Raw genomic sequence first — 18,469 nt, 5'->3', positions numbered from 1 at the left:
GGCGCGCCACTCTTTTCGTTTTCAAGATTCGCACGCGATGCACCGGAGAATTATTCAAGGTGCCGCGTGGGTATCTTTCTTTGTATTCATTGGAAAATTCGCGGGCGCCTTCAAAGAGATGGCAATCGCGTATCGATATGGCGTGAGTTCGATCGTTGACGCCTATCAGCTTACGCTCACTCTTGTAACATGGATACCCGGTACATTAGTAACGATACTGAGTACCGTTCTTATCCCAACCTTGGTTCGGCTTAGACACGCTCCCCCTCCAGAGAGACGTGAATTCATTGCCGAATTGCAGGGATGCGGGTTGATGGTCAGTAGTGTCATCACATTACTGTTGTTTGTGTTCTGGCAACCCGCGCTGAGTATCGTGAGCGGGAAGCTTTCAACGCAGACGCAGGACATTGTCAAGGAATTGGCTAGGGGAATAATGCCGATCGGCATATTGACCGTGCTCATCAGCATTCAGTCAGCACGACTTCAAGCACGGGAACGCCACATTAATACCTTATTGGAGTGTGTTCCCGCGCTCACATTACTTGCGACGATTTTGCTTACGCCACCTTCGCAGGCAATTCACGCGCTAATGCTGGGGACCACGATAGGCTACGCACTTCAACTGACGTGGCTTACGGTTCTATCTGGAAAAGCCGATCAGACAATGGTGCTACCTAAATTTACGTTGTGCTCGCGCGAGTGGCCAAAACTATGCATGTCAGTTGGGATTTTTTCGGCTGGTCAGTTACTAATGAGTTGTGTCACTCCCGTGGACCAATATTTCGTCGCGCATCTTGGTGACGGCGCAATTGGCTCGCTTGGTTACGCAAACAGGTTGCTTGCCTTGGTGATGGGGATGGGCGCGCTAGCGATCAGCAGGGCTGTGCTACCGGTGTTCTCCGAGCTTCAGCGTGCGGGAGACGGACCTCGGGCAGGGCGCATTGCGTGGCGGTGGACGGTGGTGACATTCATCGGCGCGATTTGCGTCGCGTTGTTTGCTTCCCTGTTTTCAAAGCTGGCCGTCGCGATGCTATATCAACGTGGTGCGTTCACGTCAACCGACACGGCAGTGGTGGCTAACCTCTTGCGATGGGGGCTCGTCCAAATTCCATTCTATTTCCCTGTTCTCGTGATGGTTCAGTTATTTGCGAGTCAGGGGAGATTTAAGGCGATGACAATAATCGCTTCAATCAATTTCTTCGTGAAAGTGATTGCAGATTTATGTCTGATTAATTGGCTTGGCTTGGCAGGAATTCAACTGGCGACCGCAATGATGCATGCCTCGTCTCTGGCTTGTTATCTACTCTTTGAGCATGTAAGCAAGGGGAAATCGAAAAACGGAGGTGTGCCTTGAAGATCGTTGTCTTTTTGAATTCACTATTTGCGGGCGGAGCAGAGCGTGTGACGGTCAATTTAGCGAATGCCTGGAGCAGGTTGGGGCATGAAGTAACTATAGTGACGCTCGAAACTGAGGAAAAGGACTTCTACCGTCCGTCACCTGCGGTAAAGCGCTTGGTTATTGGGAATTTTGGGGCAAGTAAAGGTATATGCGAAACGATTCGAACAAACTGGAAGCGACTGAAATCTCTTAGGGAGGTAGTGCAACAAGAGAAGCCGGATATTCTTCTAGGGATAATGACGCGTGCATCTGTGATCTCAATGATTGCTTCAGCGGGAATGCGATGCCATGTCATTGTTACCGAGCATAATCATCCGCCAAAATTGTTGCCGGGGAAATTTTGGAGTTTTTTACGCTATGTAACATATAGACGTGCTAGCCGCGTTATTGCATTGACCGGAGAGAGCGGAGACTGGTTGGCAAAAGAATGTGGATGTCAGAATATTTCAGTAATACCGAATCCTGTAACGTGGCCGATAAGAAACGGCGAACCAACCGTGCATCCAGATTCCTTTGTTAGCGAGGGAAGAAAATTAATCTTGGGCGTTGGTCGACTCGTCAATCAAAAAGGTTTCGACTATCTAATTGAAGCATTCGATATTATTCGGTGCAGAGCTGAGTCTTGGGACCTGGTGATATTAGGTGAGGGAAATCGTCGGTTGGATTTGGAGAAGATGATTGGCGAGCGCGGACTTGAGGGCAGAGTCTTCCTTCCCGGTAACTGTGGAAATGTATCTGATTGGTACTCAAGGTCTGATATCTACGCTTTGAGTTCGAGGTTTGAGGGGTTTCCCATGACGTTGATTGAGGCGATGTCCATGGGTGTCCCAGTGGTGAGCTATGACTGTGATACGGGCCCGCGAGACATCATCAAGGACGGCGAAAACGGACGGCTCGTCCGGCCGGTTGGCGACGTTGAGGCTCTGGCGAATTCACTCGAGGAGCTAATCAACAACGAGATGATTCGCAGCCAGATCGCGGCTCGCGCGGTCGAGGTCCGCAGTCAATATTCGGAAGAGGGGATAGTTCAAACCTGGCTCGACTTGTTCTTGAAGTTACTGGAATCTGACGCGCAGAACGGCCAAGGAGTGGAAACATGACGACAGCATTAGCTCGATCTCGAAATAATATTGTTTGCGTATGTTTATTCTCCCCATTACTCTTTCTGTTCCTTGTTTTATATTGGCCATCTAAAAAACCAGAGAGTTTCGACGGCTTAGCGGTTCCTGGCTATCTCTCTTATCTCGTTATAGGAATTTCTGTCGCTTACGGATTGGTGCTGACCTGCCAGGGGAAAATTGGGCTTAACCGAGGCGAAATCGCCTTTTGTGCACTTCTAATTCTAACGCCTGTTCCCGGGCTTATCGGTCATGCAGCAAGCAGCCCAGAATTGATTGATTGGCGAAATCACGTTATCGACGATTCTGTCGCTGACAATATGCTCGGATTTCGGCCCTTTATACTTCAAGCAACGATGTTTCTATTTTGTGCACCGGTGTTCGCAAGATATTGGGGGCGAGGAATGCGGATTGCAGTATTTTTTTCCTTGACCATTCATTTTATCTGGGGCTTGGCTCAGTTCATTTACCCTGTCGCTCCATTCGTTCTGCATAGCCTGCCGGTGAAAGTCGGCGGCGACTGTCTGAATTCTGCCGGATTTTGCGCAAAAATTGTGCGGGCCGTTGGTTTAACGCCAAATCCATTCTTCTTTTCTTTCATTTATTTTAGTGCGGCAGCACTCTACATATCACGCTGGAAGGAGAAGGGTGGGAAAGTATCGCTGATAATTTCAATGCTTTCGATAAGTCGCTCTTTTATGATTGCTTCGATTATTGTGCTGATTTCTCGGGTACGGTCAAAAGGCATAGCGATTGCATCGATCTTCGTCGCTATCGTATATGCAATGTTCGGTGACGAAATTTCTTCAATAATTTTGTCGAGATTCGTTAATGATTCTAGTGTCGGGAGTCGCTCATCGACGAATTCTATGGCGCTGAAGGAGGTGTTTTTCAATGGGAATATATTTGGAATCGGGTTCGAAAACAAATATTTTACGGATTCTACCTTCGCGACATTGATGTTAGGTGGCGGTATTTTCTCTGTTGCTCTTTATTCAATTGCATGGATAATTTTTTTTAGGGAATGGATAAAATTTACCAATCCGGGAGATAAAGGATTGCTGAGGGCGTTTGCAATTGCCTTCTTTGTTTTGCAAACTCTAGTTGGATCGGCAGATGCGCAGCCGGGAGGGCTGCTTTTTTTCATTGCATTCTGGATTTCCGCTTTTGGTGAGAGAGAGTCTACTCATCAACTCAAGCAACCGTGCAAGGTCGAGGTATAAATTGAAAATCACCGTCTTTGTCAATTCGATGGGAAGTGGTGGGGCAGAGAGAGTTGCAGCGACACTGGCTAACGCGTGGTCGGAAAGGGGCCATGATGTAACGCTGATTGCAACATTTACCGGTCGAGGCTCATGTTTCTATTCACTCTCCGATAAAATTGAATTTATATACCTTGCCGATGTAATAGAGAGTACTGCTCGCGGTCCGGTCTCGTATGTCAAACGTATTCTCTCAATCCGGAAGTTGATCCGGGAACGCAATGTTGACATAGTCGTTTCGCTACTTACGAATGTGAATATGGTGGTAATTGCCGCACTTCAGGGCACGGGGGTGCCAATAATCGCGTGTGAGCATAGTAATCCCATCGCTGATGGAAGGCGGCCATTCTGGAACTGGATGGGGCGTTTTTTTTATCCAAAGGCGTCGGTGGTCACGGTTTTGACCGAAGGCGTTGTTGAGCAATTTCGCACAATTCTGGGTGGGGCAAAAAATATCATGGTTGTCCCGAATCCGCTTCCAGCTGGATTAGAGCGGGATAGCGTGCACACTGACAAGGAGAAGGTTGATTCACATGTGATTGGGGTTGGTCGTCTTCAGCCTCTCAAGCGTTTTGATATGCTAATTCGCTCGTTTGCGAAGATCGTAAGTGAATTCCCGGAGTGGAAACTAGTTATTATCGGTGAAGGGCCGGACCGAAAGAGATTGGAGTGCCAAATTGCGGAACTTGGTCTGACTGAGCGCATATTTCTCCCGGGAAAAACAACGGACCCGTGGTCTTCTATGCGACGGGCGAGTTTATTTGCGCTCACATCAAAATATGAAGGCTTGCCGATGGCGATGATGGAAGCGATGGCTTTGGGCGTTCCAGTTGTAGCCGTAGACTGCCCGAGCGGACCTCGGGAATTGACGGAGGGTGGTGTGGTTGGGTCTCTGGTCGGGCACAGCGATGAAGACGCATATGCGCAGGCGTTAGCTGATCTGATGAGGGCGGGGGCATTGAGAGAAGAATTGGGGCGACGCGGAGCAGATTCAATTCGACGACGCTACTCGATCGATGCAGTGATGAAGATCTGGGATCGTGTCTTTAAAGTTGCAATTGAATCACGAAAGTATGGCCGAGATGCACATCAATAATTTGAGGTGCGCGTAATTATACTAATATAAAAAATGAAGAAGATAATACTGTTCGCAAATACGGATTGGTATATTTATAATTTTCGATTGTCGCTGGCGCGCGCGTTACGTGACAAGGGATGCGAGGTGCTACTTGTCTCGCCACCTGGTCAGTACGGAAAGCTGCTGGAGAAAGAGGGGTTCAGGTGGTATTCGATAGACATGGATCGGCGCAGTCTGAATCCATTAGATGAACTAAGTGTGATCAGGCAACTTATCGTACTATTTTGCAGTGAGAAACCAGATATTGTTCACGGATTCACGATCAAATGTGCGGTCTACGGCGCACTGTGCGCGTCACTGAGCGGTGTGAAGGCGATAGTTGGTGCCGTAGCCGGTTTGGGCTATGTATTTACTAGTCGGGATATCAAGGCACGCTTGCTTCGTCCTGTGGTTAGGGCATTGCTGCGAGGGGTGCTGAATGGGAACCGCACGCGCCTGATCCTGCAGAATCCAGATGATCTTGAAATGTTTGTTGAAGCCAGATTGGTCGAAAAGGAGAGAATTCGGCTGATCAAAGGTTCAGGGGTCGATTGTGAGCGATTTCAACCTCTTGGTAGAACAGCCGATGATGAGTTGCATCAACCCATGGTGGTGCTCTTTGCTGCGAGATTGCTTTGGGATAAGGGCATTAAAGAATATGTGGATGCAGCTCGACTTCTACGCGATGAAAATAGGGAAATTCGCTTTCTGATTGCCGGCGAGCCAGATTCTGGCAACCCAGCTGCCGTTGGTATGGATGCACTAGAGCGCTGGGTTGATGAGGGCATCGTTGAATGGGTGGGACATGTAGACGATATGCCGAAATTATTTGCGCAAGTCGACGCCATGGTTTTGCCTAGTTATCGAGAGGGGCTGCCGAAGACGCTTATCGAGGCCGGAGCGTGTGGACTGCCTCTAGTCACCACCGATGTGCCGGGGTGCCGGGAGGTTGTGACGCACAACGGCGTCGATGGCTTCAAGGTTCCAGTTCGCGATTACAGAGCATTGGCCGCAGCGATTCGGTCTCTTGATGATGACAGCAATTTGCGTTTGAAATTGGGTGCGCGGGCACGTGAACGAGCTTTGGAGGAGTTCGATGAGCGCATTGTTATCGATAAGACGATTTCTGTTTATCGGGAGTTGATTGAGTTGTGAATATAACGAGAATAGTTATTAATTTTCACGAAATTGGGAGGTGATTTAATTGAAGCGTCGGGTATTTCTACAGAGCTTGACTACTATTGGCATAGGCTCGCTCGCAAAGCACGCTCAATTATCGTACGGCGATGAAGCTCCGCTTATTGATAAGGTCTTTAATGTCGCTGGGAACGGGGTCGCGAATGATCGGCTTGCACTGCAAAAAGCAATTGATGCAGCTGCCGGAAGAACACTGATAATAACTGGAAATAGCCGCATTGATGCGGCCGGTCTTTCATTGCGCAACGGTAGTCATATTCGATTCGCGCCAGGTGCATCGCTGAAGCTATTGCCGTATTCAGAGCCAAATCACCAGATATTGAGGGTTTGGGATATCAGTAATGTTTTGATTGAAAATGCAGTGCTTGACGGCAGTCGTGAATTGTCAACTGCCGACGACAACAAGCGGGCGCAAGGTTATGGAATGGGAATTTCCATTGCAGGAGCGTCAAATGTAAAGATTCTGAATCCCGTAACGCGGGGGTGTTGGGGCGACGGTATATACGTGGCGAACAGTTATTCAACGCCATCGAAAAAGAGCCAGGAAATTCACGTTGTATCCCACCACGCAATGAATTGTCGCAGGCAGGGCGTTTCGATAGTCAGCGGACGACATATCCGGTTCGATGACCCTATCTGGGAGGATATCGAAGGGACGCTACCGTCTGCCGGGCTCGATATTGAGCCGAATAGTAACAATGATGTCCTCGAAGACATACGAATCAATAATCCGTTGTCGAGGAGGTGTAAGGTCGGTATTCAGATCTGGTTGTGGGCGTTATCCGGGAAGTTACCAGTCAAGATTGATATAGAAATATCAAACCATGCGGATTTCGGTAGTAGAGATATGGCCTATCGTGTGCACGGACTTCCGTCAACGTGTAGAAATATTTCGGGGGACATTGTCGTAAACGGATCGAATTGGCACTCGGCAGGAAAAATTAATTCATCGGTGGACGGATTCATTCCACAAGGTTTGATCGTCAAGAGGATCAATTGATTAGAATTATGAGGTCCGAACTGCATCCGCCATCTGATGTCGTCATCTAATTCTGGATTTATTCTCCGAGTAAATTTTAAAATAACGGTCCCAGCACGATCTAATAGAAAAATTTTCGATGATTCTGCGCCGGGCGTGCATTGAATACTCCGCGCGTTTTTCGTATGTAGCGAGGCCCATTTTTTCGAGGGCGAGTCCGAGAGCGGTGGAATCGGCGGGAGGGACGATTATGCCAGTCTCGCCGACCAATAGCGCAGTGTCCCCCACGTTGGTGGCAACGCAGGGTGTACCAGAGGCCATCGCTTCGCCCACAACGGTGGGAAATCCCTCTGTTCTGGATGAAAGGCACAAGAAATCGAACGCCGGCATCAACTGTACGACATCGCGACGAGGGCCCAAAAGCGTGACTTTGTCAGTCAAGCCGAGTTCCTCGATGCGCTCGCAAAGGGTGTGATTCGAGTTATCGACATCCTTGCCGACCATCAGAAATCGTGCGTGCGGAAGACGTGTTGCTGCAATGGCTGCGGCGCGCAAAAAATTATCATAATCCTTTGCCGGATTGAAGCGGCCGACAATTCCGATCAATAGCGAGTCATTCGGAAGATGACAGGCGGTGAGCATTGCTAACCGCATCTCGGGATTCGGTGAGAATTTTGCCGTGTCAAAGCCGTTGTGTATAACGGTCATTTTTTCGCTGTCGTACCCAAATTGAATATGAGACAGCCGGGCGGCCTCTGCGCAACACACAATTTGATCTGGAATATATCTGGAGAGAATTGAGCAAAGGCGGGCAGTATATCGAGTGATTGCGCTATGCCTCGTAGGCACTTCACTCCGGTGAATTCCCCAGACAAGTTTCGGGAGCGGATGTGTGCGGCGAATACGCTTAATGACGTTAGCAATCTTGGTGGCAATTCCACCGATTAAGTCCGCATGGTACATCCATGTTTGTACCGCACTGGGTTCCTCTTCCAAAATCCACTTTGTGAGACGTACAAAGGCGCCAGGATTTGGACGCGAATGATGCATTCCGAGTATGCGAACTTTTGCGCCAGCGTCTATGAAATCGCTTGCAAGCGGGGCAAGCGCCGAAAGGCAAATTACAGTATGGATGACGTCGGTGTTTTGTGTATGCCTAACCAGGCTGAGCAGCGTTGTCTCTGCACCCCCAACACCAAGGCCGGAGATGATGTGAACAATCTTCATTTGAGCGGAAAACTGAGACGTGTTTTAACACTGCAAGCTTACGCGTGCTGTTTTGTATCAAAGACATAGATCGCCGGACAGCGGCAAATCACATTCCGGGCAGCATCTCGGGCGGATGTAGTTTGAGCGCCTTCCGAGCGGCTTGATATTCCGGAAAGATCGACTCTACCGTTTCCCAAAATCTCGGTCCATGATTCATCTCACGCAAATGCGATAATTCATGCGCCACAACATAGTCCACCACGGAAACCGGAAAATGAATCAACCGCCAGTTCAAGCGAATCCTCCCTTCGCTTGAACAACTCCCCCAGCGCGTAGCAGCGGAAGAAAGCGCATAAGAACGAAACGTAACCCCCAGCTTCGCGGCATAAACCGCAAGGCGCTCGCCAAAAACCCGCTTCGCCTCACCCTGAAGCCACCCGGTCACGCGATCCTTGATCTGCTGCGAATCCGCATGCGGCGGCAGCGGCAGCGCCAGCACGCGAGTCTCCTCATCGAACGCGAGCCCCGAAGCCCCGAGCTTCAGAGTGATTGGCTTGCCAAGATACGGCAACTCCGCACCATCGCCCCATTCCACGCGAGGCAACGCCCGTTGCTCGGTGCGCGTTTGCCACTCGGTGAGCTTGGCAAAAATCCACCGCTGCTTCTCCGCAATAGCGGTTTCGATATCGGCGATCGTGACCCACCTGGGCGCGGTGATACTGAGCCCGGTGCCATCGATCACAAACCCGATCGATTTACGCGACGAGCGCTTGAGCCGGTAATGCAGCGTATGCGTGCCGAGCGCGATGCTGCGCAGCCGCGTGCCATCGGGGGCGAGCGGTGCTTTGCCAGGCGAAGGCGCAGGTGTCGGCGTGAGGAAAGGGGAAGGAGAGGGAGAGGCGGGCGCCGCAGCCGGCGCCGGTTCGGCGAAAAGCGGCAAATCGAGTTGCCGGTTGTCGAGTGCCGCGGTCGGGCGCGGCGAGGGGGACTTCTGCATCGTCAGGCCTGGTGCGGATGCGCGTGGAGGGCGTGGGCGTTTGCCCTGGCTCGCGGGGCGTTTGCGCGTTTCATCTGGCGGTGAAGCGTGGCCTTTACATTGGCGCGCGAGAGCGGCAAGCAGCTCGCGCAACCGCGCGACAATCCACGCGGCGCACGCTGGCCATCCCCGCGCGTCAGATCCGCGCCGCTTTCGTTGCTGCGCCATCCGTTTCGCGATACGCGTCAGGATCGATGCGCCGCATTTCCGCTTCAATCCACTTTTCCACGCGTGTGTTCACTTGGTCGGGCGTGAGTCCGGTCGTGTCGATCGGTTTGCCGATCGACACCGTGACTATACCCGGATATTTGGTGAACGAGTTTCGGGGCCAGACGTGGCCCGCGTTGTGCGCGATCGGCACCACGGGCGCGCCCGTTTCAATGGCGAAGCGCGGGCCGCCCGTCTTGTACTTGCCCACCTTGCCCACCGGTATGCGCGTGCCTTCGGGGAACATGATCACCCATGCGCCTTCGGCCATCCGCAGTTTGCCCTGACGGATCACCGAGGTGAACGCGTTCTTGCCTTCCTTGCGGTTGATGTGAACCATCTTCAGCATGCCGAGCGCCCAGCCGAAGAACGGCACGAACAGCAGTTCGCGCTTGAATACGTAGCACAGCGGGCGCGGCATGAGCGCCGGGAATGCCAGCGTCTCCCAGGCCGACTGATGCTTCGAGAGCAGCACGGCCGGTCCGTTCGGCAGGTTCTCCATGCCTTCCATGCGGTAGCTGATGCCATTGAGCCAGCGCGCCACGAAGAGCGTCGAGCGGCACCAGCCCACGGCCATCCAGTAGCGGCGCGTCGCGTTGAGGAACGGGAAGGCGATGAAACAGGCCGTCGCGTACGGAATCGTGTAGGCGATCAAGTAGACGAACAGCAGCAGGGAGCGGATAAAGCGCATCGGTCGAGCCGGTCTGGGGCGTGCGCGGCGTGGGCCGGTTTCTCGTCCGGCGCGGCGCCGTGCCGCCGGGTTAGCACCGTCGTCGGCCAGGGGCCGGCGACGATGCGGGCAGTTTCGCGTGCGAGCTTGCGTGCACGGCGGTTGTGTCTACGCGGGTTCGCTCGCGAGAAAGTCGAGTGCGAACGCGCGCAGGTCATCGTGGATCTGCGTGCCTTCGGGCAGGCCGCCCGCAGCGAGCGTTTTCTCGCCCTTGCCCGAGCGGACGAGGTGCGTGCGAAAGCCGAGCGCCGCGCCCGCTTGCAGGTCGCGCAGCGAGTCGCCCACCACGGGTGTATCCGCCGGGGCGATCTCGAAGCGCTCCGCGATCATCTTGAGCATGCCGGGCTGCGGCTTGCGGCATTCGCAGTGGTCCTGCGCCGTGTGCGGGCAGAAGAACACGGCGTCGATGCGTCCGCCCACGGCCGCGGCCTGGCGGTGCATCTTCGTGTGCATGGCGTTGAGCGCGGCCATGTCGAACAGTCCGCGCCCGATGCCCGACTGGTTCGACGCCACCGCGACGCGATAGCCCGCCTGGTTCAGGCGCGCGATCGCTTCGAGGCTGCCGGGTATCGCGATCCATTCGTCCGGCGACTTGATGAACGCGTCGGAGTCGGCGTTGATCACGCCGTCGCGGTCGAGGATCACGAGTTTTCTGGTGGTGCTGGTCGGCATGGCGTCTCCCGCTCAGTCCCGCTCAGGCGGCGAGCCGCGAAATGTCCGCGACGCTGTTCATCTGGCGATGGAGCGCCTTGAGCAGCGCGAGGCGGTTCGCTCGCAGCGCCGGGTCTTCCGCATTGACCATGACGTCGTTGAAGAAGGTGTCCACGGTTTCGCGCAGTGCCGCGAGCGCGGTGAGCGCGCCCGTGTACTCGCGCGCGGCGAGCTGCGTTTCCACGCGCGGCGCGACCTGTTCGAGCTGTGCGTAGAGCGCCTTTTCGGCGGCTTCGACGAAGAGCGCGATCTGCACGCCCGCATCTTCGGCACCTTCGGACTTCTTGATGATGTTCGAGATGCGCTTGTTGGCCGCCGCAAGCGATGCCGCCTCCGCGAGCGCCGCGAATTCGCGCACGGCGTCGAGGCGCGCGACGACGTCGTTCAGGCGCGTGGGATTCAGCGCGAGCACGGCGTCGACTTCGGTCGCAGCGAAGCCGCGTTCACGCAGCATGCCGCGCAGGCGGTCCATGCAGAACTCGTAGATGGCCTGGGTCGATTCCGTCACGGCGGCGTTGCCGGCGAATTGCGCGTAGGTCGCGCGCAGCAGTTCGACGAGGTCGAGCGGCAACTGCTTCTCGACGAGAATGCGCAGCACGCCCAGCGCATGGCGGCGCAGTGCGAACGGGTCTTTCTCGCCGGTCGGCGCGAGGCCGATGCCCCAGATGCCGACGAGCGTTTCGAGCTTGTCCGCGAGCGCGACGATCGTGCCCGTCGTGGTGGCGGGCAGGGCGTCGCCGGAGAAGCGCGGCTGGTAGTGCTCGGAGCACGCAATCGCCACTTCATCGGGTTCACCGTCGTGGCGTGCGTAGTAGGTGCCCATCGTGCCTTGCAGCTCGGGGAACTCGCCCACCATGTCGGTCAGCAGGTCGGCCTTCGCGAGGCGTGCGCCACGTTTGGCCAGCGCGGCGTCCGCGCCGCAAAGCTCGGCGATCTGGCCGGCCAGCGCTTCGAGGCGCTCCACGCGCTGCAACTGCGAGCCGAGCTTGTTGTGATAGACCACGTTGGCGAGCAGCGGCACGCGATCGGCCAGCGGCTTCTTCTTGTCCTGCTCGAAGAAGAACTTGGCGTCGGCGAGTCGCGGGCGCACCACGCGCTCGTTGCCTTCGACGATCTCGTTGGGCGTTTGCGTCGCGATGTTCGAGGCGATCAGGAAGCGCGAGCGCAGGCGGCCCTGATCATCGGTGAGCGCGAAGTACTTCTGGTTCGTCTGCATCGTGAGGATCAGGCATTCCTGCGGCACTTGCAGGAACTCGTCCTCGAACTTGCATGCGTACACAACCGGCCATTCGACGAGCGAATTCACTTCGTCGAGCAGCGATTCGGGCATCACGACCTTGTCGCTGCCCGCCTGTTCGATGAGTTGCGCGCGGATCGATTCACGGCGGTCGGCGTAGCTCGCAATCACGAAGCCCTTGTGCTGGAGCGTGTGCGCGTAGTCGTCGGCGTGCTGGATGGCGATCAGGCCTTCGGAGAGGAAGCGGTGGCCGCGCGTGGTGTCGTCGGCGTCGATGCCGAATGCCGTGACCGGCACGATCTGGTCGCCGTGCAGCACGGTGAGGCGATGCACGGGGCGCACGAACTGCACGTCGCTGCCGTCCGGGCGCTGATACTTCATGACCTTCGGAATCGGCAGCTTGCCGAGCGCTTCATCGAGCACGGCTTGCAGGCCGTCGGCGAGCGTGGCGCCCGGCGCGGAGTAGCGCAGGAAGAACGCTTCGTTCTTGCCGTCGCTCGCGCGTTCGAGGTCGTTCACCGGGAAGTCGGGGAAGCCGAGCGCGGCGAGCTTCTTCGCGAGCGGCGCGGTGGGCTGGCCGCCCGCGTCGAGCGCGACCGAAACGGGCAGCACTTTTTCGCGCACCTGCTTTTCGGGTGCGACGCTGCGCACGTTCTTGATCGTGACGGCGAGGCGGCGCGGCGTGGCGTAACGTTCGAACGACAGATCGCCTTCGATCAGGTCGCGCGCGGCGAGGCGCTGCGCGATGCCTTCGGCGAACGCGTCGCCCAGGCGCGCGAGGGCCTTGGGCGGCAGTTCCTCGGTCAGCAGTTCGACGAGGAGAGTGGCGTGATGAGCTTGGGTCATTGTTGTCGGAGATCCGGTCATTCCTCGCCGAACTTGCGTTCGACCTTCAGCGGCGGCGCCCAGGCGGGCATCGCGGCGTCCTGTTCGTCGGTGGTGAGGCCGGGTACGCCATGCACCGGGTTGCCGAGCATCGGGAAGCCGAGCTTCTCGCGCGACTCGTAGTACGACTGCGCCACGCTGCGCGAAAGCGCGCGAATGCGGCCGATATACGCCGCGCGCTCCGTCACGGAAATCGCGCCGCGTGCGTCGAGCAGGTTGAAGGTGTGCGCGGCCTTGAGCACGAGCTCGTAGGCGGGCAGCGCGAGTTGCTGCTCCATCATGCGCTTCGCTTCGCTCTCGTACGCATTGAAGAACGTGAACAGCAGGTCGACGTTCGCGTGCTCGAAGTTGTACTTCGATTGCTCGACTTCGTTCTGGTGGTAGACGTCGCCGTAAGTGAGGCGGCGGGTCTCGGGGCCATTCGGGCCTTGCTCTTCCCACTCGGTCCAGACGAGGTCGTAAATGTTCTCGACCTTTTGCAGATACATGGCGAGGCGCTCGAGCCCGTAGGTGATTTCGCCGAGCACCGGCTTGCAGTCAAGGCCGCCCACTTGCTGGAAGTAGGTGAACTGCGTGACTTCCATGCCGTTGAGCCACACTTCCCAGCCCAGACCCCAGGCGCCGAGCGTGGGGTTCTCCCAGTCGTCCTCGACGAAGCGCACGTCGTTCTGCTTCAGGTCGAAGCCGAGCGCTTCGAGCGAGCCGAGGTACAGGTCGAGAATGTTCTCCGGCGCGGGCTTGAGCACCACCTGGTACTGGTAGTAGTGCTGCAAGCGGTTCGGGTTCTCGCCGTAGCGGCCGTCTTTCGGGCGGCGCGAGGGCTGCACGTAGGCCGCGCGCCACGGCTCGGGGCCGATTGCGCGCAGGAAGGTGTGGACGTGCGAGGTGCCGGCGCCGACTTCCATATCGATCGGCTGGAGCAGCGCGCAGCCCTGCTTGTCCCAGTAAGACTGGAGCGTCAGGATGATTTGCTGAAACGTGAGCATGTGTGCCTAGTGTCTTTCGGACTTTCGGGGGCGGAATGCGGCGGCCCCGCCAGGCGCGCGCGCGGGCGGGGCGGCGTTGTGCGCCTCGCCCCTTTTCTTTGCGTGGCCCGGGCCGGGAGGCGGCCAGGTGCTAAAACGTTGAATTTTACCGGATTGCCGGAGCGTTGAGGCCTGGGCGGGGTTCGGGCCGCTTTTGCGTCGGCTTTGGGTCGCCAGAATCCTCGCGTTTGGCTTCGCCGGTGGGGCGTTGCGCGCGCCTTATTCCGCCATCGCCTGCGTGCGCGTCTTCGCCCGCTTGAAAGCCGGTCCGAACGCGAAGCCGAACGCCAGCAGCAGGAGCGAAACGGCGACCACGGTGTTGTTGCCGCTCGTCACGTAGGGCGTGAAGCCGGTCGTGCCTTCCACCTTCACGTCGAGCGAGCCCGCGGTGAACGTGGGCAGGCGCGCGATCACGCGGCCTTTCGCGTCGATGGCGGCGGTGGCGCCCGTGTTGGTCGCGCGCAGCATCGGGCGGCCGGTTTCGAGCGAGCGCATGCGCGCGATCTGCAAGTGCTGGTCGAGCGCGATGGTGTCGCCGAACCACGCGAGGTTCGTCGAGTTGATGAGGATGCCCGGCGAAGTCGGATTCTCGCGCACGGTCCGCGCGATTTCCTCGCCGAAGATGTCCTCGTAGCAGATGTCCACGGCCACGGGCTGGCCGCGCACGAAGAAGGGCGGTTGCACGGGCGCGCCGCGCGCGAAGTCGCCGAGCGGGATGTTCATGAGGTTCACGAACCAGCGGAAGCCCCAGGGCACGAATTCGCCGAAGGGCACGAGATGGTGCTTGTCGTAGCGGTAGAGGCCGTTCTGCCCCGGCGTGATGCCGAAGAGGCTGTTGGTGTAATCGACCACGCGCCCTTCGGGCGTGATCGTGCCGCCCACGGCGCCAAACAGGATGGCTGTGTGGGTGCCGTCGGCGAAGGCGCGGATGTCGCGCCCGAACTTCTCGGGAATCTCCTGCACCAGCACCGGAACCGCGGTTTCGGGCGTGACGATGAGATCGGCGGGCTTTTCGGTGATGAGCTTCTGGAACTCGTTGAGCGCGTCGGTCATGCCCGACTCGGAGAACTTCATCTCCTGCTTGACGTTGCCTTGCAGCAGCCGCACGTTCAGCGGCGTGCCGGAGGGTTGCGTCCACGAGACGAGCGGAAGCAGCAGGCCGGCGGCGATCACGGCCACGGCGACGAGCGCGGGCGTGGCGACCGCGCCGCGCGACGGCACGCCGGAGTCGTCCCCCGAGGAGCGTGCATTCGCCCGGCGCGCGCGCAAGAGCGCCTGCACGATGAGCGCGGCCACGAGCGCGAGCACCCAGCCCACGCCATAGACGCCCACGACCGGCGCGAAGCCCGCGAGCGGGCCGTCCACCTGGGCGTAGCCGCTCGAAAGCCACGGGAAGCCGGTGAAGACGTAGCCGCGCGCCCATTCGCCGAGCGCCCAGGCGCTCGCGAAAGCGAACGCGCCGTGCCACGTGGGCGAGAACGGCAGGTCGCCGCTGCGGCCGTTTTTCGCGTGGCCCGCGCAGAACGACCAGATGAGCGCGGCCAGCGCCGGATACACGCCGAGATAGAGCGAGAACAGCACGAGCGCCGCACCCGCGAGCACCGCGGGCATGCCGCCGTAGAAGTGCATGCTGACGTACAGCCACCACACGCCGCTTACGAAGTTGCCGAAACCGAAGGCCCAGCCCGTGAAGAGCGCGCTTTTCCAGCCGGTGGTGCGCGTGAGCCAGAAATAGAAACCGGCGAAGATCGCGATGGCGAGCCAGCCGCCATGCGGCGTGGGCGCGAACGAAAGCGTATTGAGCGCGCCGAGCGCGGCGGCGGCGAGATAGTGCCAGAAGGGCAGCGCGCGGCGCACCGCGCCGTTCGTGGCGCTGCCGGCGGTCTCTGCGGCTTCGGGCGCGTGCGCTTTGCGGCGCGCGCGGGAATCGATCGGTTCTGCCATGCGATGCGGTGAAGTGCGACGTAAAAAGCGCGGCGGTGAAAACCACAGGCGCGGAATGTGGGACGAGCGCAACGATAGCACTTTCGTGCGTCGATACCGGGTCGATACGCGGTCGCGCCCTTCAAGGCAAAACGCCAGCCCGAAGGCTGGCGTCGTCGTTTCGCGCTCGCGGCGGGCTCAGGTGCCCGGCGGCAGCAACGCGGATTCGCGCTGTCCGGCCATCGGGTCGCGGCGCACGAGCAGCATGTGGACCTGGCGGGCGTCGGCGCGCAGCACCTCGAAGATCAGGTCGTCGATGCGCACCTTTTCTCCGCGATGCGGCACGTGGCCGAAGTGATTCGTGACGAAGCCGCCGATCGTGTCGACTTCCTCGTCGGAATAATGGGTGCCGAACGCTTCGTTGAACTGCACGATCTCGGTGAGCGCGCGCACGCGAAAGCGCCCGTCGGGCGAGGCGATGATGTTGCCGCTTTCCTCGTCGAAGTCGTACTCGTCCTCGATGTCGCCCACGATCTGTTCCAGCACGTCCTCGATCGTGATGAGACCGGCCACGCCGCCGTATTCGTCCACGACGATGGCGATGTGATTGCGGTTCTGGCGAAAGTCGTGCAGCAGCACGTTCAGGCGCTTGGACTCGGGGATGAACACGGCCGGGCGCAGCATGCCGCGCACGTCGAACTCCTCTTCGGCGTAGTAGCGCAGCAGGTCCTTCGCGAGCAGCACGCCGATCACGTTGTCGCGGTTGCCGTCGTACACGGGGTAGCGCGAGTGCGCTTTCTCCAGCACGAACGGAATGAATTCGTCAGGCCTTTCGGCGATGTTGATCGCGTCCATCTGGGCGCGCGGGATCATGATGTCGCGCGCGCAAAGCTCGGACACCTGGAACACGCCTTCGATCATCGAAAGCGAATCGGCGTCGATCAAGTTGCGCGCGTGCGCGTCCTGGAGAATTTCGAGAAGCTCGCTGCGCGAGTCGGGCTCGGGCGAGATGAAGTCGGTTAGCCGCTCGAGCAGAGAGCGCTTTTCCTGCGGTTTGTCGGTCTGGCGTCGACTGGGATAGGAGTCGTTCATGGTGGTGCGCCCCTTGCCGCTTTGGGGCGGGGCGCGCTGTTACGGAGGGTTAAGGATACAACATGCCTGTGGCGCGACCGTGTAATGACACACGTTCGGCGCACACCGGCAGATCAATCCTAACGCAGATGGGGCGTTGCCGCGCGGTGGACGAAAAAGGGGCAGGCCGCCACGCGACTTTACGCGCAGCGCGCGAGCAGCCGCTCAAGCGCCCGGTCGCGCATGCCGCTCTCGCGCAGTGCGTCCACGGTGCGGCGGACGTAATCGAGTGTCGTGCCGTAGCGGCCCGACGCGCAGCCGAACACGGCGCGCACGGTCGCTTCGGAAAGCTTGCCTGTGTAGGATGCGACGTCGCGTCGCATGACGAAGGCGAGCGCGGCGACGCGCCGGCCGTCGGCGAGCACGCAGGGCAGCCACGCTGGGCGGTAGGAGCCCATCGGCATTTCGCGGCGCCAGAGCGCTTCGAGGTGCGGCATCACGCCTTCGGCCGCGAGCCGGAACGCCACGCCCGCGCACGCGCCGCCGCGGTCGAGCGCGAGCACGAGGCCCGGTTGCTCGGGCGTGCCGCGGTTCACGCGCGACCACAGGTAGAGCCCGCGATGGTAGCCGTGCACGCGCGAACGCACGTTCTCCACGGTGGGCAGTCCTGGGTTCCAGATCAGCGAGCCATAGCCGAACAGCCAGAGGTCGCTCGCGCCGTCCCAGTCCTTGAGTGTGCAGGCAAGCGAGGCGCGCAGTTCGTCGTCGCTCAGGAGCTTCGACTCGCCGAGCGCCGGCGGGTAGCCGGGGCAGGGCACGCTCGCGTCGCCCGCCTCGGGCAGGGCTGAGGGCGGAGCGAAGTCGGGCGTGCGCTTGTCGTTCATTGCGGGGGAGCGTTACTTGTACGGATCGGGAAAGCCGAGCGAGTTGAGCACCTCGGTCTCGATGCCTTCCATCTCCTCGGCCTCGTCCTCGTCCTCGTGATCGTAACCCTGCGCGTGCAGCGCGCCGTGCACGAGCAAATGCGCGTAGTGCGCGGCGAGCGGCTTGCCCTGCTCGGCGGCTTCCTTTTCCACCACCGGGCAGCACAGGATGAGATCGCCCGTGACCGGGTCGTCCTCGCTCTCCGCGTAGGCGAAGGTGAGCACGTTGGTCGCGTAGTCCTTGCCGCGATAGGTGCGGTTGAGCGTGCGGCCTTCCTCGGCGTCGACAAAGCGCACGGCCAGTTCCGCGTCCGCGAAGAGGGCGGCCTTGAGCCACGCCGCCACCGTGGCGCGCGGCAGCGCGGCCTTGTGCTCGGGAAACGCCTTCGCGGCGGGGAACTGCACGGTCAGTTTGAGTTTGGGTGCACGGGCCATGGGCT

General features: G+C 58.5%; 16 protein-coding genes. 6 read left to right on the top strand and 10 right to left on the bottom strand.

The window, feature by feature from the left end:
• Positions 1-37 precede the first annotated feature (37 nt).
• From murJ to C7401_RS44430, 6 genes are read left to right on the top strand one after another with little or no spacing between them, the layout of a single operon-like run.
• Positions 38-1,354, top strand: coding sequence for a murein biosynthesis integral membrane protein MurJ (murJ, locus tag C7401_RS21350; RefSeq protein WP_112173428.1), 1,317 nt, complete (start codon positions 38-40; stop codon positions 1,352-1,354).
• The gene (locus tag C7401_RS21345; RefSeq protein ID WP_112173375.1) at positions 1,351-2,499 is read left to right on the top strand and encodes a glycosyltransferase family 4 protein; all 1,149 of its coding nucleotides are present in this window, start codon (positions 1,351-1,353) and stop codon (positions 2,497-2,499) included. The genes murJ and C7401_RS21345 overlap by 4 nt, the downstream gene beginning before the upstream one ends.
• Positions 2,496-3,740, top strand: coding sequence for a hypothetical protein (locus tag C7401_RS44435; RefSeq protein ID WP_146757965.1), 1,245 nt, complete (start codon positions 2,496-2,498; stop codon positions 3,738-3,740). Before C7401_RS21345 ends, C7401_RS44435 begins: the two co-directional genes overlap by 4 nt.
• Position 3,741: 1 nt before the next feature.
• Complete coding sequence (locus C7401_RS21335) at positions 3,742-4,875, top strand: glycosyltransferase family 4 protein (protein WP_112173373.1); 1,134 nt, start codon at positions 3,742-3,744, stop codon at positions 4,873-4,875.
• Positions 4,876-4,908: 33 nt separating this feature from the next.
• Complete coding sequence (locus tag C7401_RS21330) at positions 4,909-6,051, top strand: glycosyltransferase family 4 protein (RefSeq protein WP_112173372.1); 1,143 nt, start codon at positions 4,909-4,911, stop codon at positions 6,049-6,051.
• A 49-nt stretch (positions 6,052-6,100) separates the two neighbouring features.
• Positions 6,101-7,093, top strand: coding sequence for a hypothetical protein (locus C7401_RS44430; protein WP_133254566.1), 993 nt, complete (start codon positions 6,101-6,103; stop codon positions 7,091-7,093).
• A 42-nt stretch (positions 7,094-7,135) separates the two neighbouring features.
• Here C7401_RS44430 and C7401_RS21325 read toward each other — a convergent pair whose 3' ends face one another.
• From C7401_RS21325 to ybeY, 10 genes are all read right to left on the bottom strand, one after another.
• Positions 7,136-8,299, bottom strand: coding sequence for a glycosyltransferase family 4 protein (locus C7401_RS21325; protein WP_112173371.1), 1,164 nt, complete (start codon positions 8,297-8,299; stop codon positions 7,136-7,138).
• A gap of 88 nt (positions 8,300-8,387) precedes the next feature.
• Positions 8,388-9,278 (bottom strand): M48 family metallopeptidase, encoded by an 891-nt coding sequence (locus C7401_RS21320; protein WP_112173370.1) that lies wholly within the window; start codon positions 9,276-9,278, stop codon positions 8,388-8,390.
• A 175-nt stretch (positions 9,279-9,453) separates the two neighbouring features.
• A complete protein-coding gene (locus tag C7401_RS21315; protein WP_112173369.1) occupies positions 9,454-10,215 on the bottom strand; it encodes a lysophospholipid acyltransferase family protein in 762 nt (253 codons plus the stop codon).
• 147 nt (positions 10,216-10,362) lie between these two features.
• Positions 10,363-10,926 (bottom strand): D-glycero-beta-D-manno-heptose 1,7-bisphosphate 7-phosphatase, encoded by a 564-nt coding sequence (gene gmhB, locus C7401_RS21310; protein ID WP_112173368.1) that lies wholly within the window; start codon positions 10,924-10,926, stop codon positions 10,363-10,365.
• A 22-nt stretch (positions 10,927-10,948) separates the two neighbouring features.
• Positions 10,949-13,048 carry a glycine--tRNA ligase subunit beta gene (gene glyS / locus C7401_RS21305; protein ID WP_112173367.1) on the bottom strand — a complete coding sequence of 700 codons (2,100 nt, stop codon included), beginning with the start codon at positions 13,046-13,048 and terminating at the stop codon, positions 10,949-10,951.
• Positions 13,049-13,065: 17 nt separating this feature from the next.
• Complete coding sequence (gene glyQ, locus C7401_RS21300; RefSeq protein ID WP_112173366.1) at positions 13,066-14,073, bottom strand: glycine--tRNA ligase subunit alpha; 1,008 nt, start codon at positions 14,071-14,073, stop codon at positions 13,066-13,068.
• A 258-nt stretch (positions 14,074-14,331) separates the two neighbouring features.
• Positions 14,332-16,056: an apolipoprotein N-acyltransferase gene (gene lnt, locus C7401_RS21295; RefSeq protein ID WP_112173365.1), complete on the bottom strand. Its 1,725-nt coding sequence runs from the start codon at positions 16,054-16,056 to the stop codon at positions 14,332-14,334.
• Positions 16,057-16,233: 177 nt separating this feature from the next.
• Entirely contained in the window at positions 16,234-17,127 is an 894-nt protein-coding gene (locus tag C7401_RS21290) for a CorC family transporter (protein WP_112173364.1), read from the bottom strand.
• A gap of 179 nt (positions 17,128-17,306) precedes the next feature.
• Positions 17,307-17,990, bottom strand: a complete 684-nt coding sequence (locus tag C7401_RS21285; RefSeq protein WP_112173363.1) for a gamma-glutamylcyclotransferase — start codon at positions 17,988-17,990, stop codon at positions 17,307-17,309.
• A 12-nt stretch (positions 17,991-18,002) separates the two neighbouring features.
• The gene (gene ybeY, locus C7401_RS21280; RefSeq protein ID WP_112173362.1) at positions 18,003-18,464 is read right to left on the bottom strand and encodes an rRNA maturation RNase YbeY; all 462 of its coding nucleotides are present in this window, start codon (positions 18,462-18,464) and stop codon (positions 18,003-18,005) included.
• Between the last annotated feature and the right edge of the window lie 5 nt (positions 18,465-18,469).

The organism is Paraburkholderia unamae (genome assembly GCF_003268775.1).
GTDB lineage: Bacteria > Pseudomonadota > Gammaproteobacteria > Burkholderiales > Burkholderiaceae > Paraburkholderia > Paraburkholderia unamae.
The sequence above is the reverse complement of the archived record's forward strand: the minus strand, read 5'-3'. Positions and strand labels throughout refer to the sequence as shown.